Below are 22,580 nucleotides of genomic sequence, written 5' to 3'. Positions count from 1 at the left end.
CCCCCCGCCCCGCCCCCCCCCCCGCCCCCCCCCCCCCCCCCCCCCCCCCCCCCCCCCCCCCCCCCCCCCCCCCCCCCCCCCCCCCCCCCCCCCCCCCCCCCCCCCCCCCCCCCCCCCCCCCCCCCCCCCCCCCGTCGCCGTCCGCGGCCCCGGTCGCGCAGCGGCAGCCGGACGGAGACGATGATGTTGAGCACTGCAGCATCCCCGTCGCCAGTGAGGTCCCCATGCGCCTGCCCATCACCCCCGCCGAGATCGCGCCCCGCATCGCGACCGGCGCGTTCATCCTCAACTCCGGCCTGGGCAAGCGCAGCGTCGACGGCGGCACCGCCGCCGGGCTCCACGGCTTCGCCGCCGGCGCCTACCCCTTCCTGAAGAAGGTGCAGCCGGCCACGTTCGCCAAGGCGCTGTCCACCACGGAGATCGCGCTCGGGGCCGCGCTGCTCACCCCGTTCGTCCCGACCGCCGTCGCTGGCGCCGCGCTGACCGGCTTCTCCGGTGGCCTGGTCGGGCTGTACCTGCGCACCCCCGGCATGACCAAGCCGGGCCGCAGCGTCGCCCCCACGCAGGACGGCCTGACGATCGCCAAGGACGTGTGGATGCTCGGCATCGGCCTCGGCCTGCTGACCCAGGCGCTGACCGGCCGGTCCGAGCGCGCCGCCGCCCGGCAGAGCGCCCGTCGCGCCACCGGCAAGGCCGCCCACCGGGGCAGCCGCACGGCCGGCCGGAAGGGCGCGAAGCTGGCGGCGGCGGAGAACCGGGCGCTGGCGCGGGCCGCCGCCTCCGCCGGCGCGGTCACCGCCCGCGCCCGCGACGCCGTCGCCGCCCAGTCCTCCGCCGCCCAGTCCTCCGCCGCCTAGGTCGACACCTCCCGGACGAGGTCGGCCAGCACCGCGGCCACGTCGTCCGGATGCGTGTGCGGGGTCATGTGCGCCGCTCCGGGCAGCTCCAGCAGCCGGCCACGCGGTGCGGCCTCGGCCAGCGCCTGGGCCCAGTCGTGCGGGCACAGCGCATCGGCGCTGCCCCGCAGGACGACGACGGGCACCGGCACCCGGGGCAGCCGCTGGTCCAGCCGCTCGCCCGAGGTCGCCCGCCACAGCGCGGACATCCGGGCCGGTCCGGTGGTTCCCCACTGGGCCAGCAGGAGCGGCACCTGCCACCACGGCTCGTGGACGGCGGTGCGCAGCCACCGCCCGGCGAGCACCCGCAGCCGCCGGGTCCGCGGGTCGGGCGTCGGGCCCAGCAGGAGCACCGCCACCACCCGGGGATCGCGCTCGGCCAGCGCGGCGACGACGCCGCAGCTCTGCGAGTGGCCCACCAGCACGACACGCCCCGCCGGCAACCGGGCGGCCAGCTCCGCCACGAGAACGGCAGGCGGCGGTACCGTTTCCCGCCGGCCCAGGCCGGGCAGGTGCACGACGGCCCCGCCGATGCGGCCGCGCACCCGTGCCGAGGACCGGTGGTCCAGTCCCAGACCCGGGACCCACACCACACCGGGAACCGGAACACCCGCAGCGCCCTCGCTGCTGATCCTCATGAGACCCCGGATGCCCCGGCAGGGTCACCCCGGCGTGGGGTGCCGACCGGCGGCAGGACCGGAGTGGGAGGATGAGTCATCATGACGACATCAGGAGGCAGTGTGACCACCGCAACCCCGTCCACCGGACAGCGACCCCGCGTCGTCATCGTCGGGTCCGGGTTCGGCGGTCTGTTCGCCGCCCAGCGCCTGAAGAAGGCGCCCGTCGACGTGACCCTGATCGGGAAGACCACGCACCACCTCTTCCAGCCGCTGCTCTACCAGGTCGCCACCGGCATCCTCTCCGAGGGCGAGATCGCCCCGCCCACCCGGGAGATCCTGAAGAAGCAGGACAACGCCCGCGTGGTGCTCGGTGAGGTCACCGACATCGACCTGACGGCGAAGACGGTCACCTCGACCGTGCTCGGCCGCACCACGGTGCACCAGTACGACGAGCTCATCGTCGCCGCCGGTGCCGGCCAGTCCTACTTCGGCAACGACCAGTTCGCCGAGTTCGCCCCCGGCATGAAGAGCATCGACGACGCGCTGGAGCTGCGCGGCCGCATCTTCGGCGCCTTCGAGCTGGCCGAGCTGGCCACCGACCCGGCCGAGATCGACCGGCTGCTGACCTTCGTCGTCGTGGGCGCCGGCCCGACCGGCGTGGAGATGGCCGGGCAGATCGCCGAGCTGGCGCGCCGCACCCTGCGCCACGACTTCCGCCGGATCGACCCGACCAGCGCGCGGGTCATCCTGCTCGACGCCGCACCGAAGGTGCTGCCGCCCTTCGTCGACAAGCTCGGCCAGAAGGCGCACAAGCAGCTGAACGAGATCGGTGTCGAGGTCCAGCTGGGCGCCATGGTCACCAACGTCGACGCCGACGGCATCGTGGTCAAGGACGGCGACGGCCACGAGCGCCGGATCAACGCCGCCACCAAGATCTGGGCCGCCGGCGTGCAGGCCAGCCCGCTGGGCAAGCTGCTCGGCGAGCAGTCCGGTGCCGAGGTCGACCGGGCCGGCCGCATCTCGGTGCTGCCGGACCTGACGCTGCCGGGCCACCCCGAGGTGCACGTGGTCGGCGACATGATCTCGCTCAACCGCCTTCCCGGGGTCGCGCAGGTGGCGATCCAGGGTGGCCGCTTCGCCGCCGACGCCGTCGCCGCCCGGGTCGCCGGCCGGCCGACGAAGCCGGAGTTCCACTACTTCGACAAGGGCAGCATGGCGACGATCTCGCGGTTCCACGCGGTCGCCGACACCTGGAAGTTCAAGTTCGGCGGCTTCCCGGCCTGGGTGCTGTGGCTGGTCGTGCACCTGATGTACCAGGTCGGCTTCAAGAACCGGTTCAGCACGGTCGTGCACTGGCTGGTCAGCTTCCTGGGCCGCGGTCGCTCGCAGCGGGTGGGCACCCAGCAGCAGGTCTACGGCCGCCTGGCCCTGGAGCACCTGGGGCCTGACTTCGAGGTCTCCAAGACCGGCGGCAAGCGCCACCTGGGCGAGCCGGTCGACGTCAGCGGACGCGACTCCGCCTGAGCTCCACCGCCTGACCGACGACGGCCCGGTCCCCGCTGCTGCGGGGGCCGGGCCGTCGTCGTCCGCGGGTCAGCGCGAGTGGCTCAGAACGGGTAGGCCGGCAGGTCACCGCGCACGGTGACCCACTGGGTCTCGGTGAACGCCTCGATGTTGGCCTGGGGACCACCGTGCCGGGAGCCGGTGCCGGAGGCGCCCACCCCGCCGAAGGGGGCCACCGCCTCGTCGTTCACCGTCTGGTCGTTGATGTGCACCAGCCCCGAGGGGATCCGCTCGGCCAGCTGCAGCCCGGCGTAGACGTCGCGGGTCAGGATGCCCAGGCTCAGCCCGTACTCGGTGCCCGCCGCGAGCGCGGCGACCTCGTCGAGCGAGGAGAACGACGTCACCGGGGCGACCGGGCCGAAGATCTCCTCCTGGTAGGCCGGGGACTCCACCGGCACGCCGCCGAGCACGGTCGGGCGGTACAACAGCCCCTCGTAGGTGCCGCCGGTGCGCACCGTGGCGCCGCTGTCGATGCTGGCCGTGACCAGCCCGTGCACCCGGTCACGCTGGGTGGCGTCGATCAGCGGACCGAGCGCGACCTGCTCGCGGAAGGGGTCACCCACCGGGAGGTCCTTCACCTTGTCGGCGAGCACCTGGGTGTACTCCTCGGCGATCGACTCGTGCACCAGGTGCCGGCTGGTGGCCATGCAGATCTGCCCGGAGTGGGAGAACGTGCCCCAGGCACCCACCGACGCGGCCGCGGTCACGTCGACGTCGGGCAGCACGATAAGCGCGGAGTTGCCACCCAGCTCCAGGTGCGCCCGCTTGAGGTGCTGACCGGCCAGGGCACCCACGGCCCGCCCGGCCTTGGTCGACCCGGTGAAGGCGATGACCCGCACCGCAGGGTCGGTGACCAGCGCCTGCCCCACGTCGGCCCCGCCGGGCAGCACCTGGAAGACCCCGGCGGGCAGCCCGGCCTCCTCGAACACCCGCGCGAAGACGGCACCGCCGCAGATGGCGGTGCGCGGGTCGGGCTTGAGGATGACGGCGTTGCCCAGGGCCAGCGCCGGGGCGATCGCGCGGATGGCGAGGATCGTCGGCACGTTGAACGGCGCGATCACCCCGACCACACCGGCGGGCACCCGGCGGGCGAAGGACAGCCGGGGCGAGCCGGTGCGCAGCAGCTCGCCGTAGGGGTGGCTGGGCAGCGCGGAGGCCTCGTAGCACTCCTGCGCGGTGGTGTGCACCTGGAAGTCACCGAAGGGCTGGATGGCGCCGGACTCCCGGGCCAGCCACTCCTTGACCTCGCCGCCGTGCTGGGTCAGCAGGTCCCCGGCGCGGCGCAGCACCGCGGCCCGCTGCTCGAACGGCAGCGCCGCCCACTCCCGCTGCGCCTGGACGGCCCGGGCGCCGGCCTTCTCCACGTCGGCCGGCGTCGCCTGGCCGACCTCACCGAGCTCCGCGCCGGTGGCCGGCTCGACCGCGGTGTAGGTGCCCCCACTGCCGTCGGTCCACGTCCCCGTCCAGATCTTGCCGCGCCACGCGCCGTCCTCGAGCAGTGCCATGGGATCTCCGTCTCCTCATCGAGCCTGGGTGCCGTTCTGCCACCCGACCCGTCCAGCGTCCACCTCGACCTCCCGCGCAGCGGAAGGGGGTCCGCCGGCGTCCGCACCGTGGGACGAGTCCCGTGTCCGGGTGACCTCGCGAGCGTGCCCTCTTGCCGTCGCCGCGCCGCTGGTCGACAGTCCCCCCTCATGGACGGCGGAACGGTGCTGCGCGGGCGGCCCGTCCGGGTCGTCCTGCTGGCCACCCTGTTCCTGGTGGGCGGGGCGTTCTGCCTGGCCGCGGCGGCGCGGCCGCTGTCCCCGGCCGCTCCGGGGACGCTCAACGCGGCGCTGGGCGTCACCGGCCTGCTCCTCGGGGCGTTGCTCTGGGCAGCCGCCTCCCGGGTGAGCGCGGTCGCGGTGCACGCCGCCCTCGTGGTGCTGGCCGCCGCCACCGGGCTGCTGGCCTGGCGCTCGGCGACCGCCGTGGGGGTCGTCGGCCTCGGGCCGATGGTCATCGCGCTGGGGTCCTACGCCGCGCACTTCACCCCGCTGCCCGCGGCGCGCGCCCACGTGCTGACCGCGCTGACGCTGAGCACCGCGGGTGCGGTGGCCGCCGCTCCGGACGGGATCGCCGTGCCGTGGCTGATCGCCGGCGTCGCCGCGCTGGCGCTCACCGAGTCACAGGCCCAGCTCAGCGGCCGGCTGCGGTCGATCGCCTCCACCGACCCGCTGACCGGCCTGGCCAACCGGCGGGCCTGGCAGGCCGAGGCCGCGCGGACGCTGGCCCGGGCCCACCGCACGGGGGCGCCGCTGACCGTCGCGGTGCTCGACCTGGACGGCTTCAAGGCGATCAACGACCGGGACGGCCACGACGCCGGGGACGCGCTGCTGCGCCGGCTCGCCCACGCCTGGTCCGGCCGGCTGCGGGCCTCGGACCTGCTCGGCCGGCACGGCGGCGACGAGTTCGTGCTGTGCCTGCCGGACACCGACCGGACCGGCGCGGCGGAGATCCTGGACCGGCTGCGGGAGGGCGCGGTGGCCAGCTGGTCGGTGGGGACGGCGGCCCGGGAGGACGGCGACACGCTCACCGCGCTGCTGCGCCGCGCCGACGCCGCTCTCTACCTGGCGAAGCGGGCCCGCCGCACGCCCGAGCCCGACGCCGTCTGAGCCCGCGCCGGCTCAGCCCCCGTCGTCGTCCCCGCGCAGCTGGGTCACCCGGTCGGCGGCCCGTTCCGCGATGGCCGTCGCGGTGGCCGCCCGGCGCGCGGCGGCGTCCCGGCGGTGTTCCCGTTCGGGGACGGTGCGACCTGCGGCGGCGGCGTCCTGCTCGGCGCGGCGCAGCTCGGCGGTGAGCTCCTCGACCCTGGCCTGGAGCTGCGCGTGCCGTTCGGTCGCCTCGCCCAGCTCCCGCTCGGCGTCCTCGGCGGCCGCGCCGGCGTCCCGCGCGACGGCGGCCGCCTCCTCGGCATCGCGCTCGGCCTGGACCAGCTCCCGGCGCCGGCGCTCGGCCGCCTCCCGGCGGGCCTGCTCCCGGGCGTCCCGGTCGTCGTCCGCGGGGGCCGGCGCCCGTGAGGTGTGCGGCCGCCGCGCCGGGGCACGGCGCGCCGGGGCGGCGACGGCGGCGGAGAGGTCGACCGGGCCGAGCCCGGTGTAGGACAGCGCCGCGGTCAGCCGGCCGCCCTGCAGCGCCGCCCCGGCGTCGGGATCGGCGATCGCCGCCCGCAGGGTCGCCTCGACCTGCTCGGCGACGGCGGTGCTGACGTCGTGCCCCTCCCGGTGCGCGAGGCCCCGGGCCTGCCGGGCCAGCGCCGCGACCACCTGGTTCCGCTGGCGGCCGAGCTCGCGCAGCTGGTCGCCGGCGAGGTCCAGCTGCGCCGATCGCAGCAGCTCGCCGAGCTCGGTCAGCTGGGCGACCTCGTCGGGGGCGCGGCGGGCGAGCAGGTTGCAGACCCAGGCCGCGGTCGTCGGCTTGGGCAGTGCGGCGACGTCCTTGGCCAGCTGCTTGTCCCCGGCGGCGCGGGCCCGGTCCCGGGCCGCGGTGCGGGCGGCGACGAACTCCTCGGGCGGCACGCCGTAGAGCTCGTCGGCGACGTCGGCGAGCTGCACGCGCTGATCGTGCCGGATCAGGGGCGGCGCCAGTCGTCGGACTCCAGGTGCGAGCCGGCCATCGGGCCCATCTGCATCATCCCGCCGTCGACCGCCCACGACGCGCCGGTGACGTAGCCGGCCGCCGGGGAGGCGAGGAAGGCGACGGTGGCCGCGACCTCCCGGGCGTCACCGGGCCGCGGCACCGGGATGCCGCCGCGGTGCTTGCCCGGCGCCGTCGGGTCCTCGTCCTCCTGACCGGTCATCGGGGTGGCGATCTCCCCCGGGGCGACGGCGTTGACGGTGATCCCGTGCTCGCCGAGCTCGAGCGCGGCGACCTTGGTGAGCAGGCCCAGCCCGCCCTTGGCCGCGCAGTACGCGGCCGCACCGACCCGCGGGAGGTGCTCGTGCACGCTGGTGATGTTGATGATCCGGCCTCCGCGGCCGGCGTCGACCATCCGGCGGGCCGCCCGCTGCAGGCAGAGGAACGCGCCGTCCAGGTCGGTGGCGAGCACGGTGCGCCAGGTCTCGTAGTCGGTGTCCAGGATCGTCGACATGTGGCCGGTGCCGGCGTCGTTGACCAGCACGTCGAGCCCGCCGAGCGCATCGGCCAGCTCGTCGACGACGCCCGCGGCACCCGGCAGCCGGGTCAGGTCGAGGTGCCGGACCTCGGCCCGCCGGCCGGTGCGGCGCACCTGCTCGGCGGTCTCCTCCCCTGCGGCCCGGTCCTGGTACCAGGTGACCCCGACGTCGTGGCCGGACTCGGCGAGGGCCACGGCGACCGCCCGGCCGATCCCCGACTCCGACCCGGTGACGACGGCGACGCGCTGCTGGCTGGTCGACTGCTGACTGGTCTCGGTCATGCCGGCCCGCTACCCCACGCTCGCCCGGGGGAAGCAGCCGGTCGCGGCGAGCTCGTCCTGTTCGAGCTGGAACAGCCAGCGTGGCCGGGTGCTCGTGCGCATCGACCCCACCTCCGCGGCACCGCTGCACGCCCAGATCTCGGCGGCGGTCCGGCGAGCCACCGCCGAGGGCGAGATCGCCCCGGGCGAGCGGCTGCCGGGCGCCCGCGACCTGGCGGCGTCGCTGGGGGGCAACGTGGACACCGTGCTGCGCGCCGAGGGCCTGGTGGCGCTGCGCCGCGGTCGCCGCGCTCCTGAGCACCCTGGCCACCCGGCGGCGCACCTGACCGGATCGTCGGGCGCACCAGCCAGCGACGCCCGCCCTCGCCGGCGGCGAGGACCCGCCGTTCCCGCGGGCGCCTGGCCCCGCCGCCCCCTCCGGGAGCGCATGTCCGTCTCGTGACCTCTCCGGCACCGGCGGGTGTGCCCCTGCCGGCCGGGTACGGAGCCGCGCATGACGCGCGTCCGGGTCCTCGTGCTCGCCCTCCTGCTCCTCCTCGGCGCGACCGGCTGCCTCGTCGTGGACACCGGCTCCGTCGCCGACGGTGGCGCCTCGGCCCCGCCACCGCAGACGGCCCCGGCCGACGACCCGTCCGCCCCCGCCGAGGACCGGATGGCCCGCGCGATCTTCGACCGGGTCAACGCCGAGCGGGAGGAGCGCGGCCTGGAGCCGGTGTCCTGGAACGACACGCTGGCCGACGTGGCCCGGGACTGGAGCGCGGAGATGGCCGACACCGACGCGTTCCAGCACCAGGACATCCGCGAGGTGCTGCAGCGCGAGGAGCTGTCCGGGTTCGTCTCGGTGGGCGAGAACATCTTCCGCGCCACCGGGCCGGTGCCGGCCGGCACGATCCACACCGGGTGGATGCGGTCGGACGACCACCGCGTCAACGTGCTCAACCCGGGGTGGGACCGGCTGGGCGTCGGCGTCTTCTGCGCGCCCGACGGCTCGGTGTGGGCCACCCAGGAGTTCGGCCGGACCACCGCCGCAGACCGCCCTGCCGTCGCCACGACCACCCCGCCGGCCGAGCCGATCGCCCGCCCGGAGGACGACGGGCCGACCTGCGGCTGAACCGGCGCGGTGTTCGCTGAGGGCGTGCCCCGGACAGCCTCGAACCGGCGTTCACCGGTGCAGGTGATCCTGTGATCAGGGAGGTCGGGACGCAGTCGTCGGACCGGGGACCGAGCCGGCCCTGGACGCCTCCTCGCGGGTGGTCACGACGGTGGCCGCCGAGCTCACCCCACACGTCGCCGCGCTCACGCTCCGGCTGACCGCCGGGGTCAGTCCTCGATGGGACCGCCCACGAGGGCGTCGATGGCGACGTCCTCCTGCGCCACGATCCGCGCGGTCGCCTCCGCGCGGGAGACGTCGCTGAGCACCCCGCTGGGCACGCTGAGCGCGCCGATCATGTCGTCGGCCGGGCCGATGGCCAGCACCTCGTACGGGCTGCTGATCCGCTCCCCGTCGACCAGCACACCGCGGGCGCTGTCGACCAGGGCGGTGGAGACCACCACCCGCACGCCGTTGAGCTGGATCGCCTCCGCGCCGGCGCCGCGCAGCTCCTGCACCGTCTCCACCAACAGGGCGGCGTCGACCTGCTGCTCGGGGTCGACGATCGACAGCCGGATGCCGGGCCCGCGGACCGGGGCGGCTCCGGTGAGCACGGCGATCGCCTGCGCCCGTTCCCGGGCCTGCTCGAGCGCGCCGTCGGCCTCCGACCGGTCGCCGGTCAGCTCGTCGAGCGCGCGGCGGCTCTCGGCGAGCTGCTGGCGCAGCAGGTCCTCGTTGGCGTCGATGTCCTTGAGGATGGTGACCAGGTCCTCCTCGGTGGCCGTGCTGAGCGGATCGTCGGTGTTGCTGGCCCGGATCTGGATGGTCATCCCCAGCCCGAGCGCCAGCGCGAGGACGCCGCTGACGGCCGACAGCACGAGTCGGCGCCGGCCCCGCCGCCGCGCCGGCACCGTGGTGCTCGCGGGTGCACCGGGCCTCGGTCCACCGGCGGCCGGCTGATCGGGTGCGGGGTCGACCCGGACCGCGCCGGCCTCCTCGGCGGGCGCGGTCTGCTCGGGACCGGTGTCGTCGGACGGTCCGCTCGGCTCGCCGGCGCTCATCGCCAGCCAGCCTAGGCGGCGGAGGGCTCCTGTCGACGGGAGCGCGGGCGAGCGCGCGTCGCCGTGGCGGAGCCGGCCGCCGCGCTGCCGGTCCGTCTCCTCCGGGGACGGGGACGTGTCGTGGACGTATGCGCTCCGGCAGACGCCCGGGCAACAGGTCGGTCGCTGCACTGGTCGGTGTTCGGACCTGTCCAGTCCGCGCCGGTCGCCCGGCGCGGGAGAGGAGCCCCACCTTGAACCCGACCCCCCGCCAGCCCGGTCGGCTCGCGCTGCTCACGTCGTGCGCGCTGTCCGTCTCCGCCGCCGTGGCCTACGTGACGCTCGGCCCGCCGGGAGTCGTCGCCGGCGCCCGCTCGGCGCTGATGACCGCGGTCGAGGCCCTGCTCGCGCCGTGGGTCGGCACGGTGCACCGGGCTCCCGTCGAGGCCGTGGCCAACGTGCTGCTCTTCCTGCCCGTCGGCGTCCTGGCCACGCTGGTGCTGGCCCGGCGCAGCCGGCTGCTCCCCCTGCTCCTGGGCGCCGGGCTGTCCGGGGCGCTGGAGCTGGCCCAATCCGCGCTGCCGGGCCGGGTGCCCGACCCGGTCGACCTCGCGGCGAACACCGCGGGCACGGCGCTGGGGGTCGGGCTGGCGGCCCTGGTCCTGACCCGCCGCGCGCGGGCCGGACGCCGGCGGCGGCTGCCCGCCGGCCTGCTCACCGTGCCGCTGCTCACCGTTGGGCTGCTCGCCGCGCTGACCGCCTGCCAGACGACCGGCGCGACCGGCTCGGTCACCCCGGGCCTCACCGTCGCGGGCTCTCCCCCCGCCACCGGCCGCCCCACCGCAGGCGCGCTGACCGCCGCGGACGGCTGGGTGCCCGACGGGGAGCCGCTCTCCCCGTTCGCCGACGTGCCGGCCATCACCAACCTGGAGCCCGCGCTGCGCCGGGCGGTGCAGGACGCGGCCCGGGACGCAACCGCCGCCGGGGTGGCGTTCCACGTCTCCAGCGGGTGGCGCAGCGCCGCGTACCAACAGGCGCTGTTCGACGCCGCGGTGGCCGAGTACGGCAGTCCCGAGGCGGCCCGGCAGTGGGTGCTCCGAGCCGACGAGTCCTCGCACGTCACCGGCGACGCAGTCGACATCGGCCCCACGGACGCGATGAGCTGGCTGTCCCAGCACGGGTCGGACTACGGCCTGTGCCAGACCTACGGCAACGAGATGTGGCACTTCGAACTGGCCGTCGAGCGCGGTGGCCAGTGCCCCGCGCCGGCCGCCGACCCCACCGCCGGCTGAGCACATGACGCCCGCTCAGGAGCCCGCCAGCGTCGTCGCGGCCCGGCAGCTGGCCGCCGAGGCGCACGCGCGCGGCCGGCCGGCGCTGCCCTCTCCCGCCCGGCGGCGACGCCGGACCGGGCTCCGCGGCGATACGCCCGCGATACGCCGCGCTCCCTATCCTCCGACCGTGCGAGTGCTGATCGCTGAGGACGAGCCCTACCTGGCCGATGCCGTCCGGGACGCCCTCCGGCTGGAGGCGATCGCCGCCGACGTCGTCGGGGACGGGGACGCGGCCCTGGAGGCGCTGGCGGTGCACGGCTACGACGTGCTCGTGCTGGACCGCGACCTGCCCGGCACCTCCGGGGACGAGGTCGCGCGGCGGGTCGTCGCCGACGGCCTGCCCTGCCGCATCCTGATGCTGACCGCGGCCGACCGGCTGGAGGAGAAGGTGCGCGGCTTCGAGCTGGGTGCCGACGACTACCTGACCAAGCCCTTCCAGATGCGCGAGCTGGTGGTGCGGTTGCGGGCACTGGGGCGGCGGCCGGTCGACGGCACCCCACCGGTCGTGGAGTACGCCGGCCTGACCCTGGACCCGTTCCGCCGCGAGGTGTACCGCGACGGGCGCTACGTCGGGCTCACCCGCAAGCAGTTCGCCGTGCTGGAGGTGCTGCTGGCCGCCCGGGGCGGGGTGGTCAGCGCCGAGTCGCTGCTGGAGCGGGCCTGGGACGAGAACGCCGACCCCTTCACCAACGCGGTCCGGATCACCATCTCCTCGCTGCGCAAGCGACTGGGCGACCCCTGGCTCATCCACACCGTGCCCGGCGCCGGTTACCGGGTGGGGCCGCCGGCCGGCCCGGAGCGCGGGGCCCGGTGAGCGCCCGGCTGCGGCTGACCCTCAGCTACGCCGGCTTCCTGCTCGTCGCCTCCGCCGCCCTGGTGGCCCTGCTGGTGTACGTCCTCCGGTTCGTGCCGGAGGGGAACCTCAGCCGGCCCGGCGCGCCCTGGCTGCCCGACCGCAGCGACCTGCTGGCCGCCCTCTGGCCCCGGGTCTGGCAGGTGCTGGCCGTGCTCCTGGTGGTCGGGACGGTCGGGGGCTGGCTGCTGGCCGGCTGGATGCTCCGACCGCTGCACCAAGTGCACGCCGTCGCCCGGCACGTCGCCGCCGGGTCGCTGGACCGCCGGGTCCGGCTGACCGGGCGGCACGACGAGTTCGGCGAGCTGGCGGAAACCTTCGACACGATGCTCGACCGGTTGCAGGCCGCGTTCGACGAGCAGCGCCGCTTCGCCGCCAACGCCTCGCACGAGCTCCGCACCCCGTACGCGGTGGAGCGCGCGATGCTCGACGTCGCGCTGGCCGACCCGGCAGGTGTGGACGTACCCCGGCTGCTCTCCCGGCTGGACGAGACCAACCGCCGGGGGACGGAGACCGTCGAGGCGCTGCTCGCCCTGGCCGCCCTGGACGCCGGCCGGGCCCCGGCGCGCGCTCCGGTCGACCTCGCGGAGATCACCGCCGGGGTCGTGGCAGACCTCGCCCCGCTGGCCGATCGGGCGGGGGTCGACGTGCGCACCGAGCTGGGTGAGGGCGACCTGGACGGTGTGGAGCCGCTGATCCGCCAGCTGGTGACGAACCTGGTGCTGAACGGGGTCCGGCACAACACCGGACCGGGTGGGACCGTGCACGTCACGACGGGCAGCACCGGCGAGGGCCGAGCCGAGCTGCAGGTGGCGAACACCGGCCCGCGGGTGCCTCCGGAGCTGGTGGGCACCCTCACCGAGCCCTTCGTCCGCGGCACCGGTCGGGTCACCACGGGCTCCACCGCATCCGGCAGCGGCCTCGGGCTGGCCATCGTCGCCCGGGTGGCGCAGGCGCACGGTGCTGACCTGCAGCTGTCCGCTCCCCCGGCCGGCGGCCTGCACGTGACCGTGCTGTTCCCCGCACCGGGTCAGTGAGGCCGGGCGCGGATCCGCTCCCAGCTGCCTTCGAGGCAGCCGCCAACGCTCCGGCGTCCGTGCCCTGGACGCCACTGGCTCGGTCCCCGACGGGGACCGGGCCAGTGGACGGTGGCGCTGTGGTCACGGAGCGCCCCGGCTGGGGCGCTCCGTGACCGGCCGCGTCAGCTGCAGCCGCTGGTGGAGCCGCAGCCCTCGCAGACGTAGCAGCTGCCGGCCGGGCGCATCTTGGTGCCGCAGGTCATGCACAGCGGCGCGTCGGTCGCGGTGCCGGTGACCAGCTCCAGGAGCTCGGCCGAGGAGTGGGCCTCCTTGATGGCCTCCTTCGGCGACTCCTGCTCCTTCGCCTTGGCCGAGGCCTCGGCCGGCGCCTCGGTGGGCACGGAGCCGCGCATCGCCTCGACGTCGACCTCGTCCTCCTCGGTCACCTGCGGGGTGGCGGCGGAGGTGTCGTAGCCGGCGACCTGGGCGGCCCGCTCCTCGGCGCTGAAGATGCCGAGGTTCGCCCGCTTGTCCACCGGCAGGTGGTCCAGCGCCAGGCGACGGAAGATGTAGTCCATCACCGACTGGGCGATGCGGATGTCCGGGTCGTCGGTCATGCCGGCCGGCTCGAAGCGCATGTTGGTGAACTTCTGGATGTAGGTCTCCAGCGGCACACCGTGCTGCAGCGCGATCGAGATGCCGATCGAGAAGGCGTCCATCACCCCGGCCAGGGTCGAGCCCTGCTTGCCGAGCTTCAGGAAGACCTCACCGAGGCTGCCGTCCTCGTACATCCCGGCGGTCATGTAGCCCTCGGCGCCGGCGACGCTGAAGGACGTCGTCATGCTGGTCCGCTTCTTCGGCAGCCGCTTGCGCACCGGGTGCGACAGCGCGGTGGCGGCGGGCGCCGTCTCCTCGACGGCGACCTCGGCCTTGGCGCCGTCGTTCTTGCCCTTGCCACCGGACAGCGGCTGGCCGACCTTGCAGTTGTCGCGGTAGATGGCCAGCGCCTTGATGCCCATCTTCCAGCCCTGGAAGTAGATGTCCGCGACGTCCTCGACGGTCGCCGACTCGGGCATGTTCACGGTCTTGCTGATCGCGCCCGAGATGAACGGCTGCACCGCGGCCATCATCCGGACGTGGCCCATCGGGGAGATGGAGCGCTCGCCCATCGCGCAGTCGAAGACCTCGTAGTGCTCCGGGCGCAGGCTCGGCGCGTCGACGACGTGGCCGTGCTCGGCGATGTACTCGACGATCGCCTCGACCTGCTCCTCCTGGTAGCCCAGGCTCTTCAGCGCCCGCGGCACCGTCTGGTTGACGATCTGCATGGAGCCGCCGCCGACCAGCTTCTTGAACTTGACCAGCGAGAAGTCCGGCTCGATGCCGGTCGTGTCGCAGTCCATCATGAAGCCGATGGTGCCGGTGGGGGCCAGCACCGAGGCCTGCGCGTTGCGCCAGCCGTTCTCGGTGCCGATGGCCAGGCACTCCTGCCACTGCTGGGTGGCGACCTTCAGCACGTCGGCGTCGTCGGCGCCGACCGGACGGATGGCGTCGTTCGCCGCGGCGTGCTTGCGCATGACCCGGGCGTGGGCGTCGGCGTTGCGGGCGTAGCCGTCGTAGGCACCGACGACTCCGGCCAGCTCGGCCGAGCGCCGGTAGGCGGTGCCGGTCATCAGCGAGGTGATCGCCGCGGCCAGGGTCTGCCCGCCACGGGAGTCGTAGGCGTGGCCGGTGGCCATCAGCATCGCGCCGAGGTTGGCGTAGCCGATGCCCAGCTGCCGGTAGGCCCGGGTGGTCTCACCGATCGGGTCGGTCGGGAAGTCGGCGAAGCAGATCGAGATGTCCATCGCGGTGATGATCAGCTCGACGGCCTTGACGAAGTTCTTCGAGTCGAACGTGCCGTCGTCCTTGAGGAACTTCATGAGGTTCAGCGACGCCAGGTTGCACGAGCTGTTGTCCAGGCTCATGTACTCCGAGCAGGGGTTGGACGCGTTGATCCGCCCGGTCTCGGGGTTGGTGTGCCAGTCGTTGATCGTGTCGTCGTACTGGATGCCCGGGTCGGCACACTCCCAGGCCGCCTTGGTGACCTTGCCGAACAGCTCACGGGCGTCGACGGTCTCGATGACCGAGCCGTCGGAGCGGGCGCGCAGACCGAACTCGGTGCCCTCCTCGACCGCCCGCATGAACTCGTCGTTGACCCGGACCGAGTTGTTGGCGTTCTGGTACTGGACGCTGGTGATGTCCTTGCCGCCCAGGTCCATGTCGTACCCGGCGTCACGCAGCGCGCGGATCTTGTCCTCCTCGCGCGCCTTCGTCTCGATGAACTCCTCGATGTCGGGGTGGTCGATGTCGAGGACGACCATCTTCGCCGCGCGGCGGGTGGCGCCACCGGACTTGATGGTGCCCGCGGAGGCGTCGGCACCACGCATGAACGAGACCGGGCCGGAGGCGGTGCCACCGGAGGAGAGCAGCTCCTTGGACGAGCGGATGCGGGAGAGGTTCAGGCCGGCGCCGGAGCCGCCCTTGAAGATCAGGCCCTCTTCCCGGTACCAGTTCAGGATCGAGTCCATCGTGTCGTCGACCGCGAGGATGAAGCAGGCGCTGACCTGCTGCGGCGAGGCGGTGCCGACGTTGAACCACACGGGCGAGTTGAAGCTGAACACCTGGTGCAGCAGCATCCAGGTGAGCTCGTGCTCGAAGATCTCGGCGTCGCCCTCGGAGGCGAAGTAGTCGTGCTCGCGACCGGCCGCACCGTAGGTGAGCACGACCCGGTCGATCAGCTGGCGGAGGCTGGTCTCGCGCTGCGGGCTGCCGACCGCACCACGGAAGTACTTCGTGGTGACGATGTTGGTGGCGTTGATGCTCCACTCGGCCGGGAACTCGACGCCCCGCTGCTCGAAGTTGATCGAGCCGTCGCGCCAGTTGGTCATGACGACGTCGCGGCGCTCCCAGACGACCTCGTCGTAGGGGTGCACACCGGCGGTGGTGAAGACGCGCTTGACCTTCAGGCCCTTCCCCCGGGTGGGCGCCTTCGGGCTGCGGCGGTTCCGGGTGGTGGCGAGGCGGTCGGCTGTCTCGGTCATCGTGCGAGGGCTCCCTGGGTGTACATGCTCTGGCGTCGAGCTGAGCGGCGGTGCTGGCGGAGCGGCTGGGGAAGCCGGCGGGTGCCGGAGCCGGGTGGTGCGGTGCGGTCTCCTCGTCGAGACCTGTGTAGTCGGGGGGTGTGACGGTTTCGGTGGGCCGGCGGCGGGACCCGGTCCTCAGGACCCGGCGGGCGCACCCGGCGGTCCGCCGCCCGCGGTGGCCGCCCCGCCGGCGCGGGCGTTCACCGCGGCGCGCAGCTCGGCGATCTCCTTCTCGAAGTCCGCGGCGGAGCTGAAGCTGCGGTAGACGCTGGCGAACCGGAGGTAGGCGACCTCGTCCAGGTCGCGCAGCGGGCCCAGGATCGCCAGGCCCACCTCGTGGCTGGGGATCTCGGCGCACCCGGTCGCCCGGACGGCGTCCTCGACCTGCTGCGCCAGCAGCGCCAGCTGGTGCTCGTCGACCGGACGCCCCTGGCAGGCGCGGCGCACACCGGCCACCACCTTGGCCCGGGTGAACGGCTCGCTCACGCCGCTGCGCTTCACCACGGCGAGCACGGCCTCCTCGACGGTGGTGAACCGCCGTCCGCAACCGGGGCACGAACGGCGCCGACGGGTGGTCGCACCCTCGTCGGTCTCGCGCGAGTCGATGACGCGGCTGTCGGGGTTGTGGCAGAAGGGGCAGCGCACTGCGGGTCCACCTCCTCCCGAGGTGTCGCGGCCGGGTTCCCTGCGGTGCTGTGACACCGTGGACCACCCGGCCCGTGGACCGTTCCTGTGGACTGCTCCGGGGACATCCGGTGGATGGGCCGGGGAGAACGTGTGGAACGGCTGTGGACGACTTACATCCGTGTAAGCACTAGATGTTGTGGTGGAACCGTACGGCCACCCCTACAGGTGTGCAAGCCCTGCTGCGCGTGTCGTGTTCCGCAGCCGCCCCGCCCGCCGCTCCCACCCTCACCAGTCACAGCACCGGCCACCCGCCTGACCCGCCAGCCCGTTCAGGGCAGCTCGATCACCTGGCCCGGGTGGAGGACGACGTCGTCGAGGTCGTTGCGGTCGCGGATCGCGTCGACCACCGCCCGCCGATCCTCGTCCGGCGCCACGTCGCCGGCGATCGACCACAGCGTGTCGCCGGGCTGGACGACCACGGTGACGGCGCCGGCGAGCTGCAGCGCGGGCTCCTCGGCAGCGACGACCGCGACCGCGCCCGCGGCCACCCCCAGGCCGATCGCCACCGACACCGCCGCCACCACCCGCCGACCCCACCGGGTGAGCCGCAACGGCGGCTCCGCATGCCACCCGCCCGACGAGGGCGCCACGACGGGGCCGGCCGGATACCAGCCCCCACCCCGGACCGGCCGTGCACCCGCAGCCCCGGAGCGTGCCGCCGGCCGCCCGCTCGGCCGCACCGCCGGGCGCCGCCCGACGCGAGCCCCGGCCACCGCGGCGGAGGCACGGCCGACCCCGGGTCCCGCCGACACCAAGCGCAGCGACGGGCGAGGCGAGGTGGGCGGCACGGTGCCGGTGGTGGTGGCGGTGGACTGGGCGTGGACCATCGGTGCACTCCTCACATCGGGCGCCCGCTCGGGCACCTTCTCGAACGTCTGTTCGATTCGAACGTCTGTGCGATGTCTACCGCACCCCGCCGACAGGAGTGCTCCGACACGGCGCGTGTTCGAACACCTGTTTGAACAGCAGCGGTCGAGCCGCTACCGTGCGCAGTGAGACCACGACGGCGTCCCACCCCACCTCTCCGAGCGGGGCGCCACCGGGCAGCTGCGCGCGCAGCCGGACGAGGAGGACACATGGCGGTCGACGGCCGGACGGCGGACGAGCGCAAGGGGTCCAGCCGACGCAAGCGCACGGCTGGGCAGGCAGCGGAGCCGACCGCGGGCACCGGCGGTGCCGCGATCCGCGAGTTCCCCGACCGGGGCGAGGCCGGTGACGGACTGACGCAGCGCCAGCGCCGGGTCCTGGAGGTCATCCGCGACTCCATCGAGCGCCGCGGCTACCCACCCTCGGTCCGCGAGATCGGCGAGGCGGTCGGCCTCTCCTCCGCCTCCTCCGTGGCCCACCAGCTGTCGGTGCTGCAGCGCAAGGGCTGGCTGCGCCGCGACCCGAACCGCCCGCGTGCGCTGGACGTGCGGCTGCCCGGCGAGAACGGCGCGGCGACCGGACCCGACGCATCCGTGGAGGCGCTCGCGGCCGCCGGCGCCGCCACCGGCGTCGACGAGGCAGGGGCGCCGGCCCCCACCTACGTGCCGCTGGTCGGCCGCATCGCCGCGGGTGGCCCGGTGCTGGCTGAGCAGGCGGTCGAGGAGGTCTTCCCGCTGCCCCGCGAGCTGGTCGGCGAGGGCACGCTGTTCATGCTCAAGGTCACCGGTGACTCGATGGTCGAGGCCGCCATCTGCGACGGCGACTGGGTCGTGGTCCGCCAGCAGCCCAACGCCGAGAACGGCGAGATCGTCGCCGCGATGATCGACGGCGAGGCGACCGTCAAGACCTACAAGCGACGCGACGGCCACGTGTGGCTGATGCCGCACAACCCGGCCTACGCGCCGATCCCCGGCGACGACGCGACCGTCCTCGGCCGGGTCGTGACGGTGCTGCGCCGGGTCTGACCCCGGCCGCCGCCGGCGGGGTCACTCCCGCCGGCGGCGCAGCTTCCCGGCGATCCAGACCACGACCGTCGCGACGCCGGCCGCGATGACGCCGGCCGTCACCGGCGGCACCCCGCGGGCCGCGGTCACCAGCTCCCCCGTCGGCTCGGCACTGGGCGCGGCGTCGGTCGGCGTGGCGTCGGCGGCCGGATCACCGGGCAGGGGGACCAGGGTCACCGGAGCGGGCAGCCCCTCGCTGGTGACGAGCAGGTCGCGGTTGTTCGCCGCGAAGGTGATCGCCTCGCCCTGCGGCGACTCCGGGAGCGCGATCCTGATCGGCGAGCCGGACAGTGCCCCGGCCACGTCCGAACCGGTCAGCGGCCAGACGTAGGCGTCGGTGTAGGTCCGCAGGGCGATCCGCTGCCCGTCGGCCGACACCGCTCCCCCGGTCACCAGCAGCTGACCCGCCCGGCCCACCGGTCCGCCGGGGGTGCCGGTCAGGGAGAGGCCGAGCCCCACCACCCGGGTCATCGGAATCGTGGCCCCGTCGGCCAGGGGCGCATCGGGCCGGTACACCCCCGAGGAGCCGAGCACCTCCTTGGTGACCAGGTAGGGCGTGCCATCCGGGGCGAGCAGCAGCGCCTCCGCGTCGTGCGCCCCGTCCGGATAGGTCAGCCGGGTCAGCGTGGTGCTGCCGTCGGGCCGCAGCCCGATCAGCGCCACGGTCTCCCGGACGGCGTTGTTGTCCCCAGTGTCGGCCAGCCACAGCGTGCCGTCCGCGGCCAGGGCGAGGTCCTCGGGGTCGTAGGGGTCGACGTCCCCCGCACGCAGCTCGGCGACAGCGCAGGACGCGTCGAGGACGTACACCTCGGCCCGGTCACCGCCGTCGTTCATCGCCAGCAGCGTCTCCCCGGCGCTGGCCAGCCCGGAGATCTCGGGCAGCCGCGGGTCGGTGATGGTGCAGCGGGTGCTCGGCGCGGTCTCCTCGGCCAGCGCTGCCGAGGCCGGCAGGAGCGCGAGCACGACCGCAGCGGGCACGGCGAGCAGCGCCGGGTCCGCCAGACGGTGGCGGACGGCGCGGCTACGCGGCCGGGCGGCCCGCTCTGGCACGGACCCAGCGTGACACCACGACTGCGTCCAGTGCGTGAACCACGCCCAAGAGGACGATGCCGAGAGCAGCTCCCACGACTGCATCCGTGACCCAGTGGAAGTTCAGCGCCACCATGGCCACTCCCGTGGCCAGCGGCCCCAGCACGCTGAGCACCCCGGCGGCGCGCTGCAGCCGGGCGTGCAGGCCGTACTGGACGACCTGCCAGCGAGCCACGCCCCACATGAGCACGGCGTTGGCCACGTGCCCGGACGGGAAGCTCTCCCCACCGCGATGGAAGTAGGAGCCGGGATAGGCCGGCGCGGTACGCCCGGTACCCCACTTCAGGGCGTAGACCGCCGCGGTGAGCAGGGCCAGCGCCAGCAGCACGCGGAGCAGCGGGGCCGCCGTCCGGTGGCGCCAGAACAGCCAGCCCACCAGGCCGGCGAGCACCACCAGGATGGTGACCCGCCCACCGGCCTGGGTGAACACCCACACCGGCCAGTAGGCGGCGGAGTCGCGCAGGCCCCAGGACCCGATCCGGTCGGAGACCGCCAGGTCCAGTCGTTCCAGGAGCCCGCCGGCGAGGAGGTCGACGGTGACGCCCACGGCGACCAGCGCGGCGACGAGCACCAGCCACCACCGCGGCCGGCCGACACCGACCACCGGCTGCGCTCGAGGCCCGCGACGATCGGCGGCGCTGGACCTCACGCGCACCGCTCCGCTCGCCACGGCGTCACGGTACCGGCACCGTGACCTGACCGTGACCCTCCCGGGACGGCGCGGTGGTCGAGCCCGACGCCGGCGCCCCGTACGCCGCGCCCGGCCCCGGCCGGTGGTCAGCCGCCGGCGACGGGGGTGGCGAACCCGTCGAGCGCGGCCGCCAGGCCGTCGTCGACCCGCGCGGTGAGCCGGGTGCCGTCGGCCTCGTGCCGCTCCTCGAGCACCTCGCCGTCCCGGTGCACCCGGGCGACCAGGTCACCCCGGTCGTAGGGCACCAGGACGTCGACGTCGACGTGCGGGTGCGGCAGCCGGGCGGCGACGACGTCGCGCAGCGCGTCGATCCCCTCACCGGTGCGGGCGGAGACCCAGGCCGCACCGGGCAGCGCCTGGCGCAGCATCAGCACGTCCTCCTCACTCATCGCGTCGACCTTGTTGACGACGATGAGCTCGGGCACGGCGGCGGCGTCGATCTCCCCGAGCACGGTGTGCACCGCGTTGATCTGGCCGATCGGGTCGGGGTCGGAGCCGTCGACGACGTGCAGCAGCAGGTCGGCGCCGGCCACCTCCTCCAACGTCGACCGGAACGCGTCGACCAGCTGGTGCGGCAGGTGCCGGACGAACCCGACGGTGTCGGTGAGGGTGTACTCGCGCCCCTCCGGGGTCTGCGCCCGGCGGACCGTCGGGTCCAGGGTCGCGAACAACGCGTCCTGCACCAGCACCCCGGCGTCGGTGAGCCGGTTGAGCAGGCTGGACTTGCCGGCGTTGGTGTACCCGGCGATCGCCACGCTCGGCACGGCGTTGCGGGACCGGCTCGAGCGCTGGGTGGCCCGGGCCGTCGCCATGCCGGCGATCTCCTTGCGCAGCTTGCTCACCCGCGCGCGGATCCGGCGGCGGTCGGTCTCGATCTTCGTCTCACCGGGGCCGCGGGTGCCGATGCCGCCACCGCCGGCGACACGGCCACCGGCCTGCCGGCTCATCGACTCACCCCAGCCGCGCAGCCGCGGGATCATGTACTGCATCTGGGCGAGCTCGACCTGCGCCTTGCCCTCCCGGCTGGTGGCGTGCTGGGCGAAGATGTCCAGGATCAGCGCGGTCCGGTCGACCACCTTGACCTTGAGCACCTTCTCCAGCTGGTTGAGCTGGCCGGGGGTGAGCTCACCGTCGAAGACCACGGTGTCGGCACCGGTGGCGGCGACGATGTCGCGGATCTCGGTGGCCTTGCCCGAGCCGACGTAGGTGGCCGGGTCGGGCTTGTCGCGGCGCTGGACCAGGGCTTCCAGGACCTCGGAGCCGGCCGTCTCGGCCAGGGCGGCGAGCTCGGCCAGCGAGCGCTGGGCGTCGACCGCCGTCCCCTCGGTCCAGACCCCGACCAGCACGACGCGCTCGAGGCGCAGCTGGCGGTACTCGACCTCGGTGACGTCGGTGAGCTCGGTGGAGAGCCCGGCCACGCGCCGCAGGGCGCCGCGCTCCTCGAGCGCGTAGGAGCCGGTGGTGTCGTCCGGCTCGTCCCAGGAACCGGACGACGCCGGGCGGGTGCGGGCGGGGTCGGGAGAGGCCGGGGCGCGGTCCTCGGCGGCGAGGGCGTCGCGGTCAGCAGCGGTGGTCATCGGGTCCAGCGTGGCACGGCCCTCGGTGCGGGGCGAGTGAGTTGTCGTCATCGACTGTGTCGTCATCGCCCGGTACAACGCCTCAGGGGTCCGGATGCATCCCGAGGTAGAGCGACCACCGCTCCCCCGCCGGGTCCACCGGCCGGCGGGCGAACTCGTCCAGCAGGCCGTGGAGCCGGCCGCGGAACTCCGCCAGCGCCTCGGGGCCCAGCTGCAGACCCAGCCGGGTGCTCTCCAGGTGCTCCTCGCCCACGGCGGCGACCTCCTGGAGGAAGGCGGCGAGCGAGACGTCCGCCCCGGATCCCGCCGCGCCGGCGCCGTCCATCAGCCAGCTCTTCCCGGTGGCGCGGTAGGGCACCTCCCGGGCGCCGCGGTTCCCGCGCCGCACCGGCTCGGCGGCCAGGAAGCCGGTGTCGACCAGGGTGCGGACGTGGTGCAGCACGGTGGCCGGGTTGCGGTCCAGGCGAGCGGCGATCTCCTTGTTGGTCAGCGCCTCATGCAGGCACAGCCGCAGGATCCGCAGCCGGACGGCGGAGGCCAGCGCCCGCGCCTCGGCATCGGTGGCCGGCCGGCGCGGGCCGGCGAACCGCGCAGCCCGATCCGCCTCCTGCTCGCTCATCCCGGTCAGCCTAG

At 74.8% G+C, this 22,580-nt stretch carries 21 protein-coding genes; 9 read left to right on the top strand and 12 right to left on the bottom strand.

From position 1 onward, the window contains the following. The first annotated feature begins 224 nt into the window (after window positions 1–224). Entirely contained in the window at window positions 225–857 is a 633-nt protein-coding gene (locus tag ACI795_RS17380) for a hypothetical protein (protein ID WP_457076821.1), read from the top strand. Here the strand turns inward: ACI795_RS17380 and ACI795_RS17375 are convergent. Continuing rightward, window positions 854–1,534, bottom strand: a complete 681-nt coding sequence (locus tag ACI795_RS17375; protein WP_457076820.1) for an alpha/beta fold hydrolase — start codon at window positions 1,532–1,534, stop codon at window positions 854–856. The two genes, ACI795_RS17380 and ACI795_RS17375, sit on opposite strands and share 4 nt — an antisense overlap. Before the next feature lie 102 nt (window positions 1,535–1,636). On the opposite strand from ACI795_RS17375, the gene ACI795_RS17370 reads away from it, so the two are divergent. Then, window positions 1,637–3,040, top strand: a complete 1,404-nt coding sequence (locus tag ACI795_RS17370) for an NAD(P)/FAD-dependent oxidoreductase (RefSeq protein WP_457076819.1) — start codon at window positions 1,637–1,639, stop codon at window positions 3,038–3,040. Window positions 3,041–3,123: 83 nt separating this feature from the next. Here the strand turns inward: ACI795_RS17370 and ACI795_RS17365 are convergent, their stop codons facing one another. After that, window positions 3,124–4,584, bottom strand: a complete 1,461-nt coding sequence (locus tag ACI795_RS17365; RefSeq protein ID WP_457076818.1) for a benzaldehyde dehydrogenase — start codon at window positions 4,582–4,584, stop codon at window positions 3,124–3,126. A gap of 189 nt (window positions 4,585–4,773) precedes the next feature. Here ACI795_RS17365 and ACI795_RS17360 point away from each other — a divergent pair, with 189 nt between their 5' ends. Then, the gene (locus tag ACI795_RS17360; protein WP_457076817.1) at window positions 4,774–5,733 is read left to right on the top strand and encodes a GGDEF domain-containing protein; all 960 of its coding nucleotides are present in this window, start codon (window positions 4,774–4,776) and stop codon (window positions 5,731–5,733) included. 12 nt (window positions 5,734–5,745) lie between these two features. On the opposite strand, the gene ACI795_RS17355 is transcribed toward ACI795_RS17360, so the two are convergent. Both ACI795_RS17355 and ACI795_RS17350 read right to left on the bottom strand, forming a co-directional pair. Next, the gene (locus tag ACI795_RS17355) at window positions 5,746–6,672 is read right to left on the bottom strand and encodes a hypothetical protein (protein WP_457076816.1); all 927 of its coding nucleotides are present in this window, start codon (window positions 6,670–6,672) and stop codon (window positions 5,746–5,748) included. A gap of 17 nt (window positions 6,673–6,689) precedes the next feature. Beyond that, complete coding sequence (locus tag ACI795_RS17350; protein ID WP_457076814.1) at window positions 6,690–7,514, bottom strand: SDR family oxidoreductase; 825 nt, start codon at window positions 7,512–7,514, stop codon at window positions 6,690–6,692. Here ACI795_RS17350 and ACI795_RS17345 point away from each other — a divergent pair. Continuing rightward, window positions 7,513–7,956 carry a GntR family transcriptional regulator gene (locus tag ACI795_RS17345; protein WP_457076813.1) on the top strand — a complete coding sequence of 148 codons (444 nt, stop codon included), beginning with the start codon at window positions 7,513–7,515 and terminating at the stop codon, window positions 7,954–7,956. The genes ACI795_RS17350 and ACI795_RS17345 overlap by 2 nt on opposite strands. Window positions 7,957–8,007: 51 nt before the next feature. After that, entirely contained in the window at window positions 8,008–8,625 is a 618-nt protein-coding gene (locus tag ACI795_RS17340) for a CAP domain-containing protein (RefSeq protein WP_457076812.1), read from the top strand. 209 nt (window positions 8,626–8,834) lie between these two features. Here ACI795_RS17340 and ACI795_RS17335 read toward each other — a convergent pair whose 3' ends face one another. Beyond that, window positions 8,835–9,665, bottom strand: coding sequence for a DUF881 domain-containing protein (locus ACI795_RS17335; RefSeq protein WP_457076811.1), 831 nt, complete (start codon window positions 9,663–9,665; stop codon window positions 8,835–8,837). A 233-nt stretch (window positions 9,666–9,898) separates the two neighbouring features. Here ACI795_RS17335 and ACI795_RS17330 point away from each other — a divergent pair, with 233 nt between their 5' ends. The 3 genes from ACI795_RS17330 (at window position 9,899) to ACI795_RS17320 (ending at window position 12,868) form a co-directional block, all read left to right on the top strand. Further along, window positions 9,899–10,936: a VanZ family protein gene (locus tag ACI795_RS17330; protein WP_457076810.1), complete on the top strand. Its 1,038-nt coding sequence runs from the start codon at window positions 9,899–9,901 to the stop codon at window positions 10,934–10,936. Window positions 10,937–11,105: 169 nt separating this feature from the next. Then, window positions 11,106–11,792, top strand: coding sequence for a response regulator transcription factor (locus ACI795_RS17325; RefSeq protein ID WP_457076809.1), 687 nt, complete (start codon window positions 11,106–11,108; stop codon window positions 11,790–11,792). Continuing rightward, window positions 11,789–12,868 carry a sensor histidine kinase gene (locus ACI795_RS17320; protein ID WP_457076808.1) on the top strand — a complete coding sequence of 360 codons (1,080 nt, stop codon included), beginning with the start codon at window positions 11,789–11,791 and terminating at the stop codon, window positions 12,866–12,868. The genes ACI795_RS17325 and ACI795_RS17320 overlap by 4 nt, the downstream gene beginning before the upstream one ends. Before the next feature lie 164 nt (window positions 12,869–13,032). Here the strand turns inward: ACI795_RS17320 and ACI795_RS17315 are convergent, their stop codons facing one another. The 3 genes from ACI795_RS17315 to ACI795_RS17305 all read right to left on the bottom strand — a co-directional run bounded on the left by ACI795_RS17315 (window position 13,033) and on the right by ACI795_RS17305 (window position 17,210). Next, window positions 13,033–15,930 carry a vitamin B12-dependent ribonucleotide reductase gene (locus tag ACI795_RS17315; protein WP_457076807.1) on the bottom strand — a complete coding sequence of 966 codons (2,898 nt, stop codon included), beginning with the start codon at window positions 15,928–15,930 and terminating at the stop codon, window positions 13,033–13,035. A 177-nt stretch (window positions 15,931–16,107) separates the two neighbouring features. Next, window positions 16,108–16,617, bottom strand: coding sequence for a transcriptional regulator NrdR (gene nrdR / locus ACI795_RS17310; protein WP_457076806.1), 510 nt, complete (start codon window positions 16,615–16,617; stop codon window positions 16,108–16,110). Between the two features lie 311 nt (window positions 16,618–16,928). Beyond that, entirely contained in the window at window positions 16,929–17,210 is a 282-nt protein-coding gene (locus ACI795_RS17305; protein ID WP_457076805.1) for a LysM peptidoglycan-binding domain-containing protein, read from the bottom strand. A gap of 525 nt (window positions 17,211–17,735) precedes the next feature. Here ACI795_RS17305 and lexA point away from each other — a divergent pair. Continuing rightward, window positions 17,736–18,551 carry a transcriptional repressor LexA gene (gene lexA / locus ACI795_RS17300; RefSeq protein WP_457076804.1) on the top strand — a complete coding sequence of 272 codons (816 nt, stop codon included), beginning with the start codon at window positions 17,736–17,738 and terminating at the stop codon, window positions 18,549–18,551. A gap of 21 nt (window positions 18,552–18,572) precedes the next feature. Here the strand turns inward: lexA and ACI795_RS17295 are convergent, their stop codons facing one another. From ACI795_RS17295 to ACI795_RS17280, 4 genes are all read right to left on the bottom strand, one after another. Beyond that, window positions 18,573–19,640 (bottom strand): hypothetical protein, encoded by a 1,068-nt coding sequence (locus ACI795_RS17295; RefSeq protein ID WP_457076803.1) that lies wholly within the window; start codon window positions 19,638–19,640, stop codon window positions 18,573–18,575. Further along, window positions 19,612–20,349, bottom strand: a complete 738-nt coding sequence (locus tag ACI795_RS17290) for a phosphatase PAP2 family protein (protein WP_457076802.1) — start codon at window positions 20,347–20,349, stop codon at window positions 19,612–19,614. Before ACI795_RS17290 ends, ACI795_RS17295 begins: the two co-directional genes overlap by 29 nt. 107 nt (window positions 20,350–20,456) lie before the next feature. Continuing rightward, the gene (gene hflX / locus ACI795_RS17285; protein WP_457076801.1) at window positions 20,457–21,947 is read right to left on the bottom strand and encodes a GTPase HflX; all 1,491 of its coding nucleotides are present in this window, start codon (window positions 21,945–21,947) and stop codon (window positions 20,457–20,459) included. A gap of 82 nt (window positions 21,948–22,029) precedes the next feature. Beyond that, a complete protein-coding gene (locus ACI795_RS17280) occupies window positions 22,030–22,566 on the bottom strand; it encodes an ArsR/SmtB family transcription factor (RefSeq protein WP_457076800.1) in 537 nt (178 codons plus the stop codon). Window positions 22,567–22,580 lie beyond the last annotated feature (14 nt).

Source organism: Modestobacter sp. SYSU DS0290, from assembly GCF_054050955.1.
This window is presented reverse-complemented; position numbering and strand designations above follow the sequence as displayed.

Excerpts from the sequence above, each read along its gene's own strand:
- ACI795_RS17380 (WP_457076821.1), top strand. The coding sequence starts at position 225 with ATGCGCCTGCCCATCACCCCCGCCGAGATCGCGCCCCGCATCGCGACC.
- ACI795_RS17375 (WP_457076820.1), bottom strand. The coding sequence starts at position 1,534 with ATGAGGATCAGCAGCGAGGGCGCTGCGGGTGTTCCGGTTCCCGGTGTG.
- ACI795_RS17365 (WP_457076818.1), bottom strand. The coding sequence starts at position 4,584 with ATGGCACTGCTCGAGGACGGCGCGTGGCGCGGCAAGATCTGGACGGGG.
- ACI795_RS17360 (WP_457076817.1), top strand. The coding sequence starts at position 4,774 with ATGGACGGCGGAACGGTGCTGCGCGGGCGGCCCGTCCGGGTCGTCCTG.
- ACI795_RS17345 (WP_457076813.1), top strand. The coding sequence starts at position 7,513 with ATGCCGGCCCGCTACCCCACGCTCGCCCGGGGGAAGCAGCCGGTCGCG.
- ACI795_RS17350 (WP_457076814.1), bottom strand. The coding sequence starts at position 7,514 with ATGACCGAGACCAGTCAGCAGTCGACCAGCCAGCAGCGCGTCGCCGTC.
- ACI795_RS17340 (WP_457076812.1), top strand. The coding sequence starts at position 8,008 with ATGACGCGCGTCCGGGTCCTCGTGCTCGCCCTCCTGCTCCTCCTCGGC.
- ACI795_RS17335 (WP_457076811.1), bottom strand. The coding sequence starts at position 9,665 with ATGAGCGCCGGCGAGCCGAGCGGACCGTCCGACGACACCGGTCCCGAG.
- ACI795_RS17315 (WP_457076807.1), bottom strand. The coding sequence starts at position 15,930 with ATGACCGAGACAGCCGACCGCCTCGCCACCACCCGGAACCGCCGCAGC.
- lexA (WP_457076804.1), top strand. The coding sequence starts at position 17,736 with ATGGCGGTCGACGGCCGGACGGCGGACGAGCGCAAGGGGTCCAGCCGA.
- hflX (WP_457076801.1), bottom strand. The coding sequence starts at position 21,947 with ATGACCACCGCTGCTGACCGCGACGCCCTCGCCGCCGAGGACCGCGCC.
- ACI795_RS17280 (WP_457076800.1), bottom strand. The coding sequence starts at position 22,566 with ATGAGCGAGCAGGAGGCGGATCGGGCTGCGCGGTTCGCCGGCCCGCGC.